We start from the raw sequence: 16,116 nt of genomic DNA, 5'->3' as shown, positions 1-16,116 counted from the left end.
AAGAAAAAAAAAAAAACGGGTCAAGTCCTCGTCGAGAAACCCCTTCTTTTTCCGCGCGCTTTCGACAAGGGTAGCCACACTGTTTTAGAAATGTTGCTCTTTTTTTCTTCAATAAAAAAACAACTTTTTCTTCCACCGGAAAAAGAACCAAAAAGAGTGCCCGCTTAACAGCACAAAAAATAAAATTTTCCTAAAGATGAGCAAAAAAATCCCCGATACTAAAATATCGGGGAGTTAAAACTAATACTAATCTAAAAAATACTGGGAAGCCGTTGATGAGGTCCGCTTGCTTTCCCCGCCTGCCATTTTGGCACACAACTTTAGGGAACGACCGTTTCCTTTACACACGATTCGGCCCGCAGCCTGTGGTATGCGATATTGTTTGGGATAAAAGACCAACCACATTTCGTTATCGTCCGTAAAGTCCACCTGCATGGAAATCACCCCGCCTTCTGCCGCATCGCCCGGGCGCAAATCTACGCGTACACGCTCCCCGGACATACTTTGGTTAGAGGAACCCGTCGTCCTATTAAAAAAGGCACGTTGGCCGGCGCCACCGTCCAAGGCGGTATCAAACAATTCTGTACCTGCCGGCAAAGAAATGTCCATTTCATCAAAGGTACTGCAATATACGCCATTGGCCAAATAGCACAATTCCTGCGAAGCGGACAACGCTTTTCCCAACACCAACCAACGCGATAAGCGGCTTTTGGAAACCGCATCTTGGTATTGCGGAAGCGCTACGGCAGACAAGATGCCGATTATCAGCACGACCACTAATAATTCAATAAGTGTAAAACCCTGTTTCATAAATAATTCCTTTGAATAGATTTTGTTAAGTAAAATTTGTAGGTTTTTTTGGGATACAGAATACCTACATATATAGTTTAATACAGGAAACTATTTATTTCAAGAAATAAAAAACCCCCGATTTCTCGGGGGTTTTTTATTAAAAAATCATTATTCTAACACCAACAGAGAGCGTCCGTCTTTTTCGTCCGAGTAGGGATCCAGGGTGTTCACACCGTCGATAACATATAAGAATTTATAAGTACCGGGCGCAATGGAAAGGGTGGTTTCCCAATAGCCGTCTTTCTTTTTGAGGGCTTGCGGTTTAGCCATGGTAAATCCGCTGACGATGGATACCTTTTTCCCTTCGCCAAACCAACGGAAAGTAACACGGCGATATTTGCTTTTGGGGTTTACTTTAACCAGAACACTTTCCTTTTTATCGGCAGCGGAAACTTGTTCCGTTTGTTCGGTTACGGCCGCCACTACTTCGGTCAGTTTTTCTTCTTTGGGGGTTGCCTTTTCTTCTTTGGGGGTTGCGGCCACAGATTCCACCGCAATGGGGGCACTTTCCGTTACCAACACGGCCTCGTCCTCAATGGCCAACGGTTCCACCACTTCGGTTTGTTCTTCCACAGAAGCAATAGCGGAAGGGTTAAAAATTTTAGTGGAAAAATGCTTGTACAGGAAAAACCCGAACACGCATAATAAAATGATGTCTAATATAATGAGAAAAAGCCACAGGTCTTTATTTCCGGCAGGTTTTACGTCGAATTCCAGGTTTTCGTTTTCCATAGTCTTTCCTGATAAAAAAAGCGGGCGAAGGGAATCGAACCCTCGTCTAAAGCTTGGGAAGCTTCCATTCTACCATTGAACCACGCCCGCATAACGTAAGCGTTCACAGCACATTTATTGTAGCAAAGTTTTTCGCCCCTGCACAACTATTTTTTACAGGGAGCGGTGATATGTTGTTGTTTAATATCCAGCGTACGAATAAACGCGAGAGCGCTTTCGCGGTCAACCACCAATCCCTCCACCTGTGCAACGGCCACCGCTTCCAAAATTTCGCCGATTTTGGGACTGGGCGGCAGGCTTAACGCATCCATTACATCCCGTCCGGTAATCAAACGGCTGGGCGTTACTTTTTTGGGCTGGTCAAAATATTTTTTGAACAAAAGCGAAAGCACCTGCATATGGCGAAGCGTTTTGCCGATATTAGCCGTGCGCTGGGCTTGGGCAAGAGTCATCATTTTTTCACCGCTTTTAGGCATAATGCGCTTAAGTTGATAGTCGCTTACATAACTGGCGTAATCGCTCCAACACAAAAGGAGCATGGGAATTGCCGCTTCTCCCAAATCGCGGAAGAAGTGGTATGCGCCGCGGTCGGTAATTACATCGTTACTGGCCAAATTGGAGGGGCGCAAATGCTCGCCGATCATGGCACAAATCAAACGGATTTCCGCCCGGCTGTAATGCAACCTTTCCAAAATGGTTTTAGCCATTTTAGCGCCCTTTTCTTCGTGATAGAAAAACCGCAAGCGGTCGCCCTTTACTTTGGCGGTAGCCGGCTTGGCAACATCGTGCAGAAGCGCCGCCATTTTATAAAGGGCTTTATTTTGAGCAAACGGAGCCAACTTTTTGGCATATTTGGGAAAAGCCTTGGGCAGGTTATCAAGTAAAAATTCAATGCGCTTAAACACTTCCAGCGTGTGTTTTAATACCCCGCCTTTCCCGTAATATACCTCGGCACAGGTGCGTTGGGGTTCCAATTCGGCAAACAAGGCCGTTAACAAGCCGCAATCATCCATCAAGCAAATATTTTCGTACGCTTTGGAAGTAGCAAACAACCGCTCCAGTTCTTCCCGCACCCGCTCCCCGGCAGATTGCGTAATCAGCGCGGCATCTTTTTTGATTTGCTTTAATGTGCGCGGAGAAATGGTAAATTTCAGTTCGGCGGCCGAACGGAAAGCCCGAAGCATACGCAAGGGGTCTTCCGTAAATACGCGGGGGTTGTTGCGGTCAATCACTTTGGCAGAAACGGCTTTCAAACCGCCGCTATAGTCCACAATCAAATTCTTTTTTAATTTTTTAAGCAGAATCCGCGCATGGCCATCTTTTTGTTTATTGATGACAATTTCCGGGCACGCCGATACAGGATACGCAAGAGCATTAAAGGAAAAATCACGCCGTAACAAGTCGGCCTTTAAGTCCTTTCCTTGATAAGCGGTTAAGTCTATTTGAATTTTTTCTTTATGGGTAACCAGCCGCCACACGCCAAATTCGGCATCCATTTCAAACACCGCGGCTTTTAACTTTTTAGCAAGAAGCATAGCGGCAGAGCGCACTTCTGCCGGCGGAAGTGCCAGGTCAATATCGCCGGACTCCCGCTTTAGAAGGCTACTACGAACAATTCCCCCCACATAATGAGCGGAGGGAATTGTTTCTGCCAAAATCTGCGCTAAATTAGGCAACGGAATCGTCTCCTTCTGCACCACCGCGCGCCGCCAATTTGGCTACGGCATCTTTGCGGAGTTCGCGTTTGAGTACTTTGCGTAAAGCATTTTTGGGAAGTGCCTCTAAAAATTCGAAATCACGCGGACGCTTGTAGTTGTCCAAATGCGTTTTCAAGAATTTTCTAAATTCGGCATCGGAATATTCCACTCCCTCGCGTTTCACGGCATAGAGTTTAATAAATTCGCCGCCGCGGCCGTCCGGCACGCCGATAATGGCGCACTCTTCAATGGCCGGGTGTTCGCAAATGACGGCTTCCACCTGGGCAGAAAAGACTTTCAAACCTTTAATGATAATCATGTCTTTTTTGCGGTCTTTAATAAAGATAAATCCGTCATCATCAATTTCCACGATATCGCCCGTTTTGAACCAGCCGCTTTCGGTAAAAGCATCGCGGGAAGCCGTTTCGTTACCCCAATAACCTCTAAACACATTGGGCCCTTTTACACAAAGTTCGCCTTCTTGGTTGCGGCCGACTTCGTTACCGTTATCGTCCAGCACAATCAAGTTCACACCGGGAATAGCCGGCCCCACCGATTTGATTTTTTGGAGTTCTTCGGTGTTCACGCTGACCACGGGGCTCGTTTCCGTTAAACCATACCCTTCCAATATCGGCACGCCGATTTTTTCTTCGAAACGATCTTTGATATCCTGCGTTAAAGGAGCCGCCCCGGATACCGCGAAGCGAACATTTTTGAACGGCCAGTAGCGCAAATACAAACGCTTGAGACCCTTGGCTTCTTTGGAAAGAACCGAGTAAATTTGCGGAACAGCCAAAATGAGGGTTACTTTTTCCGTACCCATCGCCCCCAACCATTTGCTGGCCGGCATTACATTGGCCACAATAACTACTTTCAGGTTGAGGTACATGGGAATAACCACGCAGGCCGTCCAAGCAAAAGAGTGGAACATCGGGAGCAGACAGAGGAACACATCGTCGTCCGTAATCTTGAAAATCTGCGCGCAGGAAATAACGTTGGAAGCCAAGTTACCGTGCGTGAGCATCGCCCCCTTGGGAAGACCGGTCGTACCGGAAGTGTAGAGAATAAAAGCCAAGTCATCTAATTCTGCTTGAGCAGAGGCCGTTTCTTCGTGGAAAGTAGATTTTTCGATTTCGTCCCAGAATTTTTGCACGACAGGGCAATCCGCCGCGGAGGAAGAGATTTCATCGGTTGTAAAAATATATTTCACTTCCGGGGTGTTGGGCAAAGCTTTTACATAGTGGCGCAAAAATTCGGCTTGTGTAACTACGGCTTTGGCTCCGGCGTTGTTTAAGATGTACTGCAACTCTTCCTGCTTGGTAACCATAAAGTTTATCGGGATACTGACGGCACCTAATTTGTAGAGCCCGAAGTTGGCCACCACCGTATCAATGGCGTTGCGGTGGGCAATGGCCACTCGGTCACCTTTGCGGATCCCGTGTTCGAAATACATATCGGCAGCACGGTCCACTTTCATTAACAGTTCGTGATAAGATACCTTTTTCCCTGTTCCGGCTTCTACCAAAGCAATTTTATCCGGAAAGCGAAAAGCACTATCGGAAAGAGCAGTATACAAGTCTTTGCGGCGAATCATAAGCACCTCATTTTAAAAATTAAGAAAGTAGGTCTTTCTTTCATTGTAGTATATATCAGGCCTGTCTGGGGTCTAAAATATCGCGGAAAGCATCCCCCAGCAGGTTCCAACCCAGTACAAACAAAAAGATAGCACCCCCCGGAACTGCTACGGTGTACCAATACGCAAGAGGGTTTTGGGCCGTTCCGAGTACCCAGTTGCGTGCCATGGCAATCAGTTGCCCCCAATCGGCCGTACCGGGCTGGGCTCCCAAGCCTAAAAACGACAGCGAAGCCGCCGTCAACACCACATAACCGATATCCAAACTGGCCACCACTACGGACGGATAAATGGAATTCGGCAAAATATGGCGCAGTAAAATCCGCGGGCCGCGCGCACCCAAAGTACGCGCCGCGGTTACATAGTTTTGGTTTTTAACGGATAAAATATCCCCGCGTACCAAGCGTGCATAAGAAGGCCAGGCTACTGCCGTAAGAGCAATCATCATATTTTTAACATCCGGCCCCAACATAGCGGCAATTACCATGGCAAGCACCAAAGACGGAACGGCAAACACCACATCGGTCAGGCGCATGAGCGTTTCGTCCACTTTCCCGCCGAAATAAGCGGCAATTCCCCCAACAAACAAACCAATCAAAAAAGCAAAAAAAGTAACGGTCAGCCCTACCTTAAATGCCAGGCGCGCGCCCCATACTACCCCGTAGTACAAATCATATTGTTGCTCGGTAGTACCAAACCAATTTTGGGTAGAAGGAGGCTGGGGTGCAATTTGATAACTTTTTTGTGGCATTTGATAGGGGTTATGCGTGTTTTGCACCGGAGCCAAGAACGGAGCGAACAACGCTACCAATGCAAAAAACGACACAAGCAAAAACCCGATTAAAGAGGTTTTATTCGTTAAAATGCGTTTTAGAATACGGTTATTTTTCATACTTTATTCCAACCGAATACGCGGATCAACCGCCGTATATAAAATATCCGAGAGTAAATTGCCCAATACAAACAGTACCGCTACCATTAAGGAAAAACCCAAAATGCCGGCAATGTCCAACTGTTGTGCCGCCATCACGCCAAAACGGCCGATACCGGGATAATCAAAAATAGTTTCCACAATCACGGTGCCGCCCAACAACCGAATAAACTGAATACTGGCCAGCGTAATCACGGGGATAATGGCATTTTTACCTGCATGCTTATATACAACCGCCCGTTCGCTGAGGCCCTTAGCGCGCGCCGCACGGATATAATCTTTATTTAATTCCTCCAGCATACTCGAGCGCATCACCCGTACCATTAAAGCAAACGAGCCGACACACAAAGTAACTGCCGGTAAAACCAAATGCCGCAGCACATCGGCAAACACACGCAAGTTTCCGTTTAAGAGAGAATCTATCAGCAAAAACCCGGTGTACATTTTGAAGGAAGGGCCATGGATAATCAAATCTGTCTGCACGGAGTATCCTCCGGGGGCAAACCAACCGAGTTTCCCGTAAAATACCATCAGTAGCAGTAGTCCCAATACAAAAATCGGCAACGAAAACCCGCCCACACTCACCAAGCGTGCCAAAATATCCTGCCATTTGTCTTTATGTACTGCCGACAAACTGCCAAACCATACCCCAAACAACACGACCAGCAAAATGGTAACAAACGCCAGTTGAATTGTGGCAGGCAAGTATTCCTTCATGGCTTGGGCTACGGGCATATTGGCACTTGGGCTATACCCTAAGTCGCCCCGGAGCACATTTCCCATCCACCGCCCATACTGCTTTAGCACATGGTCGCGCAACCCATATTGGCGGATCACTTCTTCCAACGCTCCCATTTGGCGCGGATCTTTTACATACAAGGAAGCGCGCATTTCGGGGCTTAGGCGTTGGGTAAGAAAAAAGAGCAAGAAGGTTACGCCCACCAGTACAAGTGGCAAGAGAAGAAGTCTTCTTAAAATAAAGCGTAACACTGTTTTGCTCTCCTAAAAAAAGTTATTTGCGGTAGGCAAGCACCGTAGCCAACGCTATCGCGCAAGAATCATAAAACTCTTTTAAGATAAGGGTTTCTTTAGAGGTGTGGCAATCGCGCACACCTACCCCCAAGTTGGGCAAAGTAAACCCTTGCCCGGCAAGCACATTGGCATCGCAACCGCCGCCCGACGCAAGCGCACGCAAGCGTACACCCAATTTTTTGGCCGCCGCCGTAGCCGCCTTTACCATAGGGTGATTTTTGGATACATTTACTGCCGGATAGCGGAGTACCGGCACAAATTTCACTTCGGGTTGAAAAACTTTCCCATCAATTTTTTTGGTAAATTTCTTGACGGCCTTATCAAAACAGTCTTTCATGTGGGCAGTTTGTTTGGCTAATTTTTCATTTTTCAAACTGCGCGCTTCGCCTTTTAAGTACACTTCTTCCATCACCACATTGGTGGCTTTTCCGCCCTGGATAATGCCGAAGTTCGCCACCGTTTCTTTATCGATGCGGCCCAATTTCATGCAGGAAAGGGCATACGCGGCCACTTCCACGGCAGAGATGCCTTTTTCCGGGCAGACACCGGCATGTGCGGTATGGCCTTTTATCCACACTTCAATGGTGTTAACAGCCGGGCCCTGTACCAAAAGTTCATCACCGGCTTCGTTATCCAAAATAAGCCCTTCACGGCCTTGTACCTTTTTGTAGTCCATGTTTTTAGAACCGTGCATACCCGATTCTTCGCCCAATGTAAAAAGGGCTTCTACCGGCGGATAAGTGGCATGGTGTTCTTTTAGGGTACGTAAAATTTCCAAAATAATGGCAATACCTGCTTTGTCGTCCGCCCCTAAAATAGTGGAACCGTTGGAAATAACACGATCTTTTTTAACAACCGGGCAGATGCCTTTTCCCGGAGAGACCGTATCCATATGAGCCGCCAACACAAAAGGTTCGCTTTTAACCGTACCGGGCAAGAAGCCGATTACATTTCCTTTGGCATTGGTGGGATATTTTTTCCCGGCATTATCTACGGTTACTTTGCAGCCGATTTTCTTCAGTTCAGCCACCAAAAACTCTTGCATTTCTTTCTCTTCAAAAGATTCGCTGTCGATTTTAACTAACTTCAAAAAAGTATCTAATAAGCGTTTATGGTTTATTTTCATAGTTATTCTCCTTGTTTTTGGGCAGGGATTTGCGGTACCGCCGCCAATAATTTTTTTGTATAAGCGTGTTGCGGATTGGTAAACAATTCCGCCGCCGTGGCCTGTTCCACAATACGGCCTTGGTGCATCACGGCAATATCGTCGCATAAAAAGCGTGCGACGGCAAAATCGTGCGTCACAAACAGCATAGATAGCCGACGCGTGCGTTGAATATGTTTAAGCAAATTCAAAATCTGCGCCTGGACGGATACATCTAACGCCGAAACGGGCTCGTCCGCCACTAAAATACGGGGGCTTAACGCAAGGGCGCGCGCAATGGCAATGCGTTGGCGTTGCCCGCCGGAAAATTCGTGCGGATAACGGTTTAGGTGTTCTGCGCTCAGCCCTACATCTTCCAACAGTTTTAATAAAAATTTTCCCCGTTCGGCCTTTTCTTCATATAACCCGTGGATATCAAGCGGCTCGCTTAAGAGTTGGCGCACACTCATACGCGGATCCAAACTGGAATAGGGGTCTTGAAACACCACCTGCATTTCGCGGCGCAATTCCTTCCACTCTTTTTTGGAAAGTTTCGCTACATTTTGCCCGCTTACAAGAACTTCTCCGGAAGTGGGTTTTTCTATCCCCAATAAAACCTTACACAAAGTACTTTTTCCGCAACCGGACTCCCCGACTAACCCCAGCACGCGCCCTTCTTCAATACGCAACGATATTCCTTTCAGCACGGGAAACAGCGTTTCCTTCCCTAACAACCACGGTCGGCGGGAATAGGTTTTATGTAAATCGGTAATCAACACGGGAGGGGTCATTTATTTTCCTCCAACCAACAACGAACGCACCGACCGTCTTTTTCAAAAAGGGGCGGAAGTTGCTGTTTACACTTTTCGCTTGCTTGCGGACAACGCGGGGCAAACGGACACCCTTGGGTAATTTCTCCCGGCACGGGCGGCGTACCGGCAATGGCGGGTAATTCTTCGGCGGTTTGATGCAAAGACGCCAGCGAAGAAAGCAAACCCTTTGTATAGGGATGTAAGGGGTTATTAAAAAGGTCTTGCGCGCAAGCCTGTTCCATACACAGCCCGCCGTATAGCACCAATACTTCGTCGGCGATATTGGCGGACAAAGCCAAATTGTGTGTAATAAACACCACCGACATACCGCTTTTTTGCTGAAGGGTTTTGATTAAATCTAAAATTTGGGCTTGAATCGTAACATCTAACGCGGTGGTCGGCTCGTCGGCAATCAAAACATCGGGCGACAACAAAAGCGCCATAGCAATCATCACGCGCTGGCACATACCGCCGGAAAACTGAAAGGGGTATTCGTCCAAGCGCTTTTCGGCTTCTTTAATACCTACTTGGCTAAGGAGTTGAGCCGCACGGGAGCGGGCTTCGGCGCGGGAAATTTTTTGATGCGCACGCAGGGTTTCCACCAACTGTTCGCCAATCGTCAACACAGGATTCAAACTGGCGGACGGGTCTTGAAAAATCATGGAAATTTTGCGTCCACGCAGGGAGCGCATTTCTTGAGAAGAAAGAGAAAGCAGGTTTTGTCCGTTAAGTAGCACCTCGCCGCCCGTTACGCGCCCAGCCGCTGGCAATAGCCCCAACAAAGAAAGGGCATGCACGCTTTTACCGCTGCCGCTTTCCCCCACCACCGCCAGTACGCGCCCCTTAGAAAGAGTGTAAGAAAGGCCCCCCACCACGGGCACGATGCCGCGCGGGGTGGAAAATTCCACTTGCAGATTACGCACTGCCAACACTTTTTCCTCGGACAAATTCATTATTTATATTATACAAATTTATTTATCCCTTCCGCCCAATAGAACACGAGGGAAAAGGCACAAAAAAGCAAGGCCCCGTTCGAAGCCTTGCTTTTTGGAGTAATCTGACAGATTAGCGATACATCAACGCACGAAATTCCTGCGTTTTATTTAAGCCCTTAAACATCCACCCCTTTTGCTCTTCATCATACAGAGATTCAAATTTTTTGAAATTACGGCGCATGGCTTTATCTAAATTTTGATACGCTTTTTTACGGTCTTTTTTCCACAACCAATGTACCCCTGCCAAATTGACATACGGCGTGGGACTGGAACCGTCCAACTTAATGGCGGTTTCCAAATCGCTCTTGGCACCGGCCCAATTCTTCAGGTTCATTTTCACAAAACCGCGGTTATTGTAGGGAATCGCCCATTTGGGGTTGAGTTCGATGGCTTTGGAATAATCGGCCACGGCCGATTTGAATTGCTTTAACTCTTCGTAAATAAGCCCGCGGCGGTTATAATACGAGGCCTCCGGTTGCAAGGCTATCAGTTTGGTGTAATCTTCAAGCGAGGCTTCCAAATCGCCTATATCCTTAAATGCGGCGGCGCGGTAACGGTAGGCCGGAGCATAGTTATCCTGCCGATGAAGGGCTTTGCTGTAAGAAGAAATAGCCTCATCCAAACGGCCTTGCCCGCCGTAAACGCGCCCACGCCAAAAGTATAAGTCGGCCGAGTCTTCGCCTTCCTTAGCGGCAAACTCCAATTGTTTTTCGGCATCTTCGTAACGATAGGCCCCCAAATAGGCTTGGGCCATTTCCAAGGCTAAGTCCGGCGGCGGGGCTTTGGCACGCAAGTATTTTTTGTAATCGGCAATCGCACCTTCGTACTTACCTAAAGCCGTGTAAGCACGCGCACGGGAAAGATAAAAATTGCGGTAAGCGGGTTTGAGCGAAATGGCTCTGGTTAAATCGGCCGCGGCCAGGGAAGGGCGGCCCATATCCAAATAAGTAAGTGCGCGGGCATAGTAGCGGAACGGGTCTTTGGGGCGCAAGCGAATCGTATGGGTATAGTCCTCAATGGCCTGGCGTGTATGCCCCAAACTTCGGTGTGCATCCCCCCGATAATGGTAAGCATCTGCCATGCGGGGCGCGCGCGAAATTACTTTGGAAAGCATTTTGATTTGGATATTCGGGTTCGGCTCCTGCTTGGCACGGGCAAACAACTGCGCCGCCGTTTCCGCAAACAAGGGCACGCACAACATACACAAACAAATACTGACTAGAAATTTCTTCATACTATTATAATAACCTTTATTTCAGCCACCACACAAGCAGACAGTTAGCGAAAAGCACCGTTCCCCCCACCCCGTAAACTAGCAACAAAAGTAATGTAGAAAACAAGCGCAAATTCAAAAAGATAGCTCCGATAATGGTAGCCCGTCCTGCAAAAACTTTGCTGAGTTGCACCGTGGTGCTGGAAATTTTGGCAATGCGCGCAATCAACACCGAGCGCATGGCAATTGTTACCGAACCCAAAAATAAAGCCGCCAGTAAACGCGGGAATTTTTTTAATTCCTGTTTCCGAACCGTACGGAATACATCGCGCACACTGCCCGATACAAGCACCTTGGCTTGATCCTTGGCGAGGCCTTCGTTCATATCGTCAATGCGGGAGGCGATATTTTCCTTCACTTGCGCCAAAATATTATCAATAAAATCTTCCAAGGTCACACATGCAGTGCGTAGCGCAAAAACGCTGGCCGCCAAACAAGAATAAAAGAAAACGACACAACCATAAAAAACAAAAAAGACAAAAGCCACTATAAAGTTGAGAGTGGACGGCAAGCGAGCCGGCTGTAACACCCACATATAGGTGGCAAACGCAATAATCAAAAACGCCCCCATACCCGCCGCCAAGTGGGGTAAGAATACCTTTTGGAGTACCAAAAAAATATTCTTCATGCCCTGCACCAATACCCCCGGTTTAGAGGAAGGCACGGGTTCGGGAGAAAGCGGGACGGAATCAGTCTTCATGGCAAGCACAGTGGCCGCAACAACCGTTGCACACATGCCCCGACCCCGCGGAAGATTTGACCGACGGGATATTATCGGACACTTTCACCACTTTTTTTAATTTTTTATCGTACACATAAGTACCGGTGTTTTGTTGTTTCATAAGGGTATTATAGCAGTTTGCAAGAGAAGGAAAAATAAAAATGCTATACTATAAAAGGAAAAACCCGATGAAGGGTAATAAAAATTTTAACTTTTTGAAAATTTATTGAAAAGTAAAAACAAAAATGTTAAAATAATTAGGTAGTCAAAAATCAGCCGTTATTATCCGCACCGATTTTCGCGCCCATAGCTCAATGGATAGAGTGTCAGCCTGCGGAGCTGAAGATACAAGTTCGATTCCTGTTGGGCGCACGTCTTAAAATATACCCGTTCTCCGTCGAGAGCGGGTTTTTTCTTATACTTCCTCGTCGTACTTTTTTAAGCAACATAAGCAACAAGAACAATAATAAACTATAATAAGCAAGGACAGAGTTTGGACACTAGAATGTTTGAATTGTCGTCGAGAAAATCGAAACTATATTGCTTGCTACGGGAATCGAACTAAAATCTTCAAAATCCCGTTATTTCCCTCACATACTATAATTACCATTTCTCGTCGAAGAAGTATAAAAACTACTAAAATTTTTTGCGAAAACTATGAATATACTGGGCACAGTTTGGACACTATAACGTATATCCACGTCCCTGCAATTATACGAGAAAATGGCCACTCTTTATTATGCCAACCTACATACTTTTGGACACTATATTTAAGCAACATAAGCAACATTATGTATCATAAGCTATACAAACGCTCGGCAGAAAAATGGCAGAAAGTAGCGATTTTGCAAAAAACGCAAAAAAAGCAAAAAAGACAAAAAAGTGTATATTCTTAGTGGACCCTTATGATACACTCTAACCGAAAAAAACGGTCCCAAACATGTATTTCGCACTACATTTGACGGGAACTATCATTATATTCGGTTTATCCAATTAGCGTTCTGATTGATGGATTGAATAGCCGAATAAATGTTATTCCAGATTGTAACATCGGGGAACAAATCTACAACACTTCCTTGATCCGTGAAGGGAGTGCGTTGGAGAATACTCATGTCTTTCAATACGCCATTTTGGGCAATATATTCTTTAATCCTATTTACGAAATAGATTTGGTTAGAATTGAGGTTGTGTTCATCTATAAATTTAGAAAAGGCTTCGTTGATGCTTTGTATGTCTAACCCCAGCGTAGCACGTACAAATTCGCCTAATGGAACATCTCCTACATCATGTTTGTAATTGTCTTTTGTGCCTAATTGGTTCCACAAGATCTGTTCCAACTCCTTAATGTCTTGTTCGGATAAGGGCTCATTGGTCGTTAGCTTTGCAATTGAGGGCAAATGTTTGTTTTCGCGCAGGAAATGCTCTGCTTTCTTTCTGTAATTTTCTAATTCGACGGTATCAGGATGAAATTCATCTTCATTATATCCCGTCACGCAATCCTTAAAGTTCGTTTCGTAGCGGGTACGAGCAGTAAGCGGAACAAAACGCATAATATCACGTAATTTTTTGCGGATATCTTCCAAATCGGGAAGTTCTGCACGAGTTAAATAATCCGTACGTAAAATTTGTTCTATTAGCTCTTTTTGAGAAAGGACCTCAGGTATATTGCCACAAGACGTTAGTCCCTCTACTCTCTTCACAAGATCTTTGTATGCTCTTGCACAAGATGTCCCACGTAATTTAGCTAATTCTATTCCATACACCAAAGAATCAAAGCGTAATGCTTCAAAATCATCTTGTTCCGGTAACACAAGTGGAGCGACTTCTGTACTTAAAGCATACACATCAGTCTCGGTTAATTGCCGAAATGCCTCTATCGATGAGAAACGATCTAAAATTTGCAGATGTTGGCGCACGGCAAAATTATTGCGGTTTAGATGTATGATGCTTTTATGGACGGCCTCTACCAGTTCTTTTCGCCAAGCAGTAAAGAAGTCATTTTGTAAGGACAGATCCTGTAACTTCTGAGCTAGCTCTAGTTTTAATTTGAATAGTTGTTCCTGCAAAGATACCGCCACGTTTCCCGTATCCTGACGAGCCGTTTGGAAAAACTCAAAGTTAGAACAGTAGTCGAAAATATAGAATCCGTTTTTGTCTTCACCATCCAAAAGGCCGGGGCACAAGCGTGTTCCACGCCCAATCATCTGCCAAAACTTGGCCTTACTCATCACTTTCTTAAAAAACACCAAATTGAGTATTTCGGGGACATCAATCCCTGTATCCAACATATCCACAGAAATGGCAATTTGCGGCATTTTACGAGCATTGGAAAAGTCGTCTATCAAACTTTGGGCGTAGTTGGTATAGTTGTCAATTACACGGCAAAAGCCGACAGGAAAATTGGGATATTCTTCATTAAATACTTGTAAAATTTTCTCAGCGTGCAAATGGTTCTTAGCAAAAATAATGCTTTTGCCAATTTTAGTTCCATATTCAACCTTTAGCCCCTTATTCATGAGGTCGTTTAATACCTGGACGATTGTATTCTTGTTAAATACCCAATCATTAAGTGCTGATCCACCAATCTTTTCAGGGACATTTCCATTCTCATCGGCAAATTTTTCCTCGTATTCTTGTTTCTCGGATTCAGAAAGATCGCTATATACAATCCCTTCATTTAAAAATTTAAGTTTGGTCTCGAAGGTTTTATAATCAACTAGATATTTATCCTTTACAGCTTGGGCTAATTCGTAGCCATAGGTTGGCACGCCTTCTTCCAACCCAAAAATCTCATAGGTATTGCGGTCAATATCGTTCTTTGGGGTAGCGGTTAACCCAACCATTAAGCCATCAAAGTAATTGAATATACTTTGGTATTTTTTATAAATACTGCGGTGTGCTTCATCAACGATAATTAGATCAAAGTGTCCACACGTAAACATCTTGCTTCCATCTGTATCTTCCGATTCATCAATGCAGTTCATCATGGTCGGATAGGTGGAAAATATTCCGCGTGCCTGTAAATTAGGTTTTGATTCACATAAATTGCTAACGGACACGCTGGGAAGTAAGTTTACAAATGCGCGGTTAGCTTGATTCACAAGTGCCGTACGGTCCGCTAAGAATAAGAAATTACGAATCCATCCTTGCTCTAAGAGGACTTTAACAAGAGAGATCACCGTCCGTGTCTTTCCGCTCCCTGTGGCCATTACCAATAAGGCTCTGCGGCGGTTTCTCTGCCCGAAGGTTTCACAAACCGCTTTGATAGCTTCTTTTTGGTAATAACGGTTCGTTATATTATCGTCAATTAAAATATGGTCTAAGGACTGCTTTTGTTCTAATAAGCTAAATAATTTCTCTAGATCTTTTTTGCCATAGATACTAGCCACCTTGCGTTCAGGATATCCACCCTCTTGATCTACCCAAATGCGCGTATCATATCCATTCGTTAAGAAAATAACCGGACGGCGGCCATAGCGGCGTTCTAAATCGTCCGCGTAGAGTTTTGCCTGCTGACGGCCTTTAGCGGGGTCTACGCTCGTTTTCTTGGCTTCTACAACTGCTAACGGACGGCCATCATCCCCATAAAGCACGTAATCAGCAAATCCCTCGCCAGAGGCATTAGGCATTTGTTCTATAGGTACTTCATTTTGCCAATTCTTTCCTTGTATCCACCCACCATCCGTAAGCATGACATCAATATAGGCCTTGCGGGTTTCGGCTTCAGTAGGATCAATGGGAACAGCCACATATTCAGGTTCTTTGGCCTTGCGCTGGTCGGTCAGAGTGGGAGCGACAGCTTTATTGGAGGCCAAAAGAGCGTCTAAGGATATTTCTGCAACAATCGGAGGCATAGCCGGAGCAGGTTGCTTGCCAACTAAATCACGGTTAAAAGTGTGTTTTTGGTAATTTTCGCCATAATGGAAGGCAATAAAGTCCATGAAATAGAACAAATTTTCAAGCGCAAAGAGTGCTTGTCCTTTGGTTATATAACGGGAACTATGAGTTGCGTTATTACCTACTTTTTGAATATATTTAATGCGGTTAAATAAATCTTCTTTAACAAGATTGCGAAATTCGTCGGTATAAATAAGCGCGGAAAGAGTATCTTCGTAAGGCCGAACAAGCGAAGAATCCACAGAATAAAGCCATTTGACTCCTAACTCAAGCGCTCTGCGACACGTCATTATGCAGGAGGCGGTATCAATAGCGAAGATATTCTCCGCCGCCACTGCTGCGCCAGAAAATGCTTCAAACCGCTTATCTTGAGTTAAAAAATCAAAGTTCGTCATAA

Annotated in this window: 12 protein-coding genes and 2 tRNA genes; 1 reads left to right on the top strand and 13 read right to left on the bottom strand. The window is 45.6% G+C overall.

Annotation, left to right across the window (positions count from 1 at the left end):
- Nucleotides 1-246 precede the first annotated feature (246 nt).
- The 12 genes from E7027_05265 to E7027_05210 form a co-directional block, all read right to left on the bottom strand.
- Nucleotides 247-810, bottom strand: coding sequence for a prepilin-type N-terminal cleavage/methylation domain-containing protein (locus E7027_05265; protein ID MBE6421519.1), 564 nt, complete (start codon nucleotides 808-810; stop codon nucleotides 247-249).
- Nucleotides 811-960: 150 nt separating this feature from the next.
- Nucleotides 961-1,584 carry a hypothetical protein gene (locus tag E7027_05260; GenBank protein ID MBE6421518.1) on the bottom strand — a complete coding sequence of 208 codons (624 nt, stop codon included), beginning with the start codon at nucleotides 1,582-1,584 and terminating at the stop codon, nucleotides 961-963.
- 19 nt (nucleotides 1,585-1,603) lie between these two features.
- Nucleotides 1,604-1,674 (bottom strand) — tRNA-Gly (locus tag E7027_05255).
- A 56-nt stretch (nucleotides 1,675-1,730) separates the two neighbouring features.
- Nucleotides 1,731-3,284 carry a CCA tRNA nucleotidyltransferase gene (locus tag E7027_05250; GenBank protein ID MBE6421517.1) on the bottom strand — a complete coding sequence of 518 codons (1,554 nt, stop codon included), beginning with the start codon at nucleotides 3,282-3,284 and terminating at the stop codon, nucleotides 1,731-1,733.
- Nucleotides 3,253-4,875 (bottom strand): long-chain fatty acid--CoA ligase, encoded by a 1,623-nt coding sequence (locus E7027_05245; GenBank protein MBE6421516.1) that lies wholly within the window; start codon nucleotides 4,873-4,875, stop codon nucleotides 3,253-3,255. The genes E7027_05250 and E7027_05245 overlap by 32 nt, the downstream gene beginning before the upstream one ends.
- 55 nt (nucleotides 4,876-4,930) lie before the next feature.
- Nucleotides 4,931-5,806 carry an ABC transporter permease gene (locus E7027_05240; protein ID MBE6421515.1) on the bottom strand — a complete coding sequence of 292 codons (876 nt, stop codon included), beginning with the start codon at nucleotides 5,804-5,806 and terminating at the stop codon, nucleotides 4,931-4,933.
- Nucleotides 5,807-5,809: 3 nt separating this feature from the next.
- On the bottom strand, nucleotides 5,810-6,835 hold the full coding sequence (locus E7027_05235) for an ABC transporter permease (GenBank protein ID MBE6421514.1): 1,026 nt from the start codon (nucleotides 6,833-6,835) through the stop codon (nucleotides 5,810-5,812).
- 22 nt (nucleotides 6,836-6,857) lie between these two features.
- On the bottom strand, nucleotides 6,858-8,003 hold the full coding sequence (locus E7027_05230) for a M20/M25/M40 family metallo-hydrolase (GenBank protein MBE6421513.1): 1,146 nt from the start codon (nucleotides 8,001-8,003) through the stop codon (nucleotides 6,858-6,860).
- Nucleotides 8,004-8,005: 2 nt separating this feature from the next.
- A complete protein-coding gene (locus E7027_05225; protein MBE6421512.1) occupies nucleotides 8,006-8,812 on the bottom strand; it encodes an ABC transporter ATP-binding protein in 807 nt (268 codons plus the stop codon).
- A complete protein-coding gene (locus E7027_05220; protein MBE6421511.1) occupies nucleotides 8,809-9,786 on the bottom strand; it encodes an ABC transporter ATP-binding protein in 978 nt (325 codons plus the stop codon). Before E7027_05220 ends, E7027_05225 begins: the two co-directional genes overlap by 4 nt.
- A 112-nt stretch (nucleotides 9,787-9,898) precedes the next feature.
- Nucleotides 9,899-11,062 carry a tetratricopeptide repeat protein gene (locus E7027_05215; protein MBE6421510.1) on the bottom strand — a complete coding sequence of 388 codons (1,164 nt, stop codon included), beginning with the start codon at nucleotides 11,060-11,062 and terminating at the stop codon, nucleotides 9,899-9,901.
- 16 nt (nucleotides 11,063-11,078) lie between these two features.
- Complete coding sequence (locus tag E7027_05210) at nucleotides 11,079-11,837, bottom strand: hypothetical protein (GenBank protein MBE6421509.1); 759 nt, start codon at nucleotides 11,835-11,837, stop codon at nucleotides 11,079-11,081.
- A 285-nt stretch (nucleotides 11,838-12,122) separates the two neighbouring features.
- On the opposite strand from E7027_05210, the gene E7027_05205 reads away from it, so the two are divergent.
- Nucleotides 12,123-12,194: transfer RNA gene (locus E7027_05205), tRNA-Arg, on the top strand.
- A gap of 602 nt (nucleotides 12,195-12,796) precedes the next feature.
- Here E7027_05205 and E7027_05200 read toward each other — a convergent pair.
- A complete protein-coding gene (locus tag E7027_05200; protein MBE6421508.1) occupies nucleotides 12,797-16,114 on the bottom strand; it encodes a DUF4145 domain-containing protein in 3,318 nt (1,105 codons plus the stop codon).
- Between the last annotated feature and the right edge of the window lie 2 nt (nucleotides 16,115-16,116).

The organism is Elusimicrobium sp. (genome assembly GCA_015062115.1).
Taxonomy (GTDB): domain Bacteria; phylum Elusimicrobiota; class Elusimicrobia; order Elusimicrobiales; family Elusimicrobiaceae; genus Avelusimicrobium.
This window is presented reverse-complemented; position numbering and strand designations above follow the sequence as displayed.

Excerpts from the sequence above, each read along its gene's own strand:
- E7027_05265 (MBE6421519.1), bottom strand. The coding sequence starts at position 810 with ATGAAACAGGGTTTTACACTTATTGAATTATTAGTGGTCGTGCTGATA.
- E7027_05260 (MBE6421518.1), bottom strand. The coding sequence starts at position 1,584 with ATGGAAAACGAAAACCTGGAATTCGACGTAAAACCTGCCGGAAATAAA.
- E7027_05245 (MBE6421516.1), bottom strand. The coding sequence starts at position 4,875 with ATGATTCGCCGCAAAGACTTGTATACTGCTCTTTCCGATAGTGCTTTT.
- E7027_05240 (MBE6421515.1), bottom strand. The coding sequence starts at position 5,806 with ATGAAAAATAACCGTATTCTAAAACGCATTTTAACGAATAAAACCTCT.
- E7027_05230 (MBE6421513.1), bottom strand. The coding sequence starts at position 8,003 with ATGAAAATAAACCATAAACGCTTATTAGATACTTTTTTGAAGTTAGTT.
- E7027_05225 (MBE6421512.1), bottom strand. The coding sequence starts at position 8,812 with ATGACCCCTCCCGTGTTGATTACCGATTTACATAAAACCTATTCCCGC.
- E7027_05220 (MBE6421511.1), bottom strand. The coding sequence starts at position 9,786 with ATGAATTTGTCCGAGGAAAAAGTGTTGGCAGTGCGTAATCTGCAAGTG.
- E7027_05215 (MBE6421510.1), bottom strand. The coding sequence starts at position 11,062 with ATGAAGAAATTTCTAGTCAGTATTTGTTTGTGTATGTTGTGCGTGCCC.
- E7027_05210 (MBE6421509.1), bottom strand. The coding sequence starts at position 11,837 with ATGTGTGCAACGGTTGTTGCGGCCACTGTGCTTGCCATGAAGACTGAT.
- E7027_05200 (MBE6421508.1), bottom strand. The coding sequence starts at position 16,114 with ATGACGAACTTTGATTTTTTAACTCAAGATAAGCGGTTTGAAGCATTT.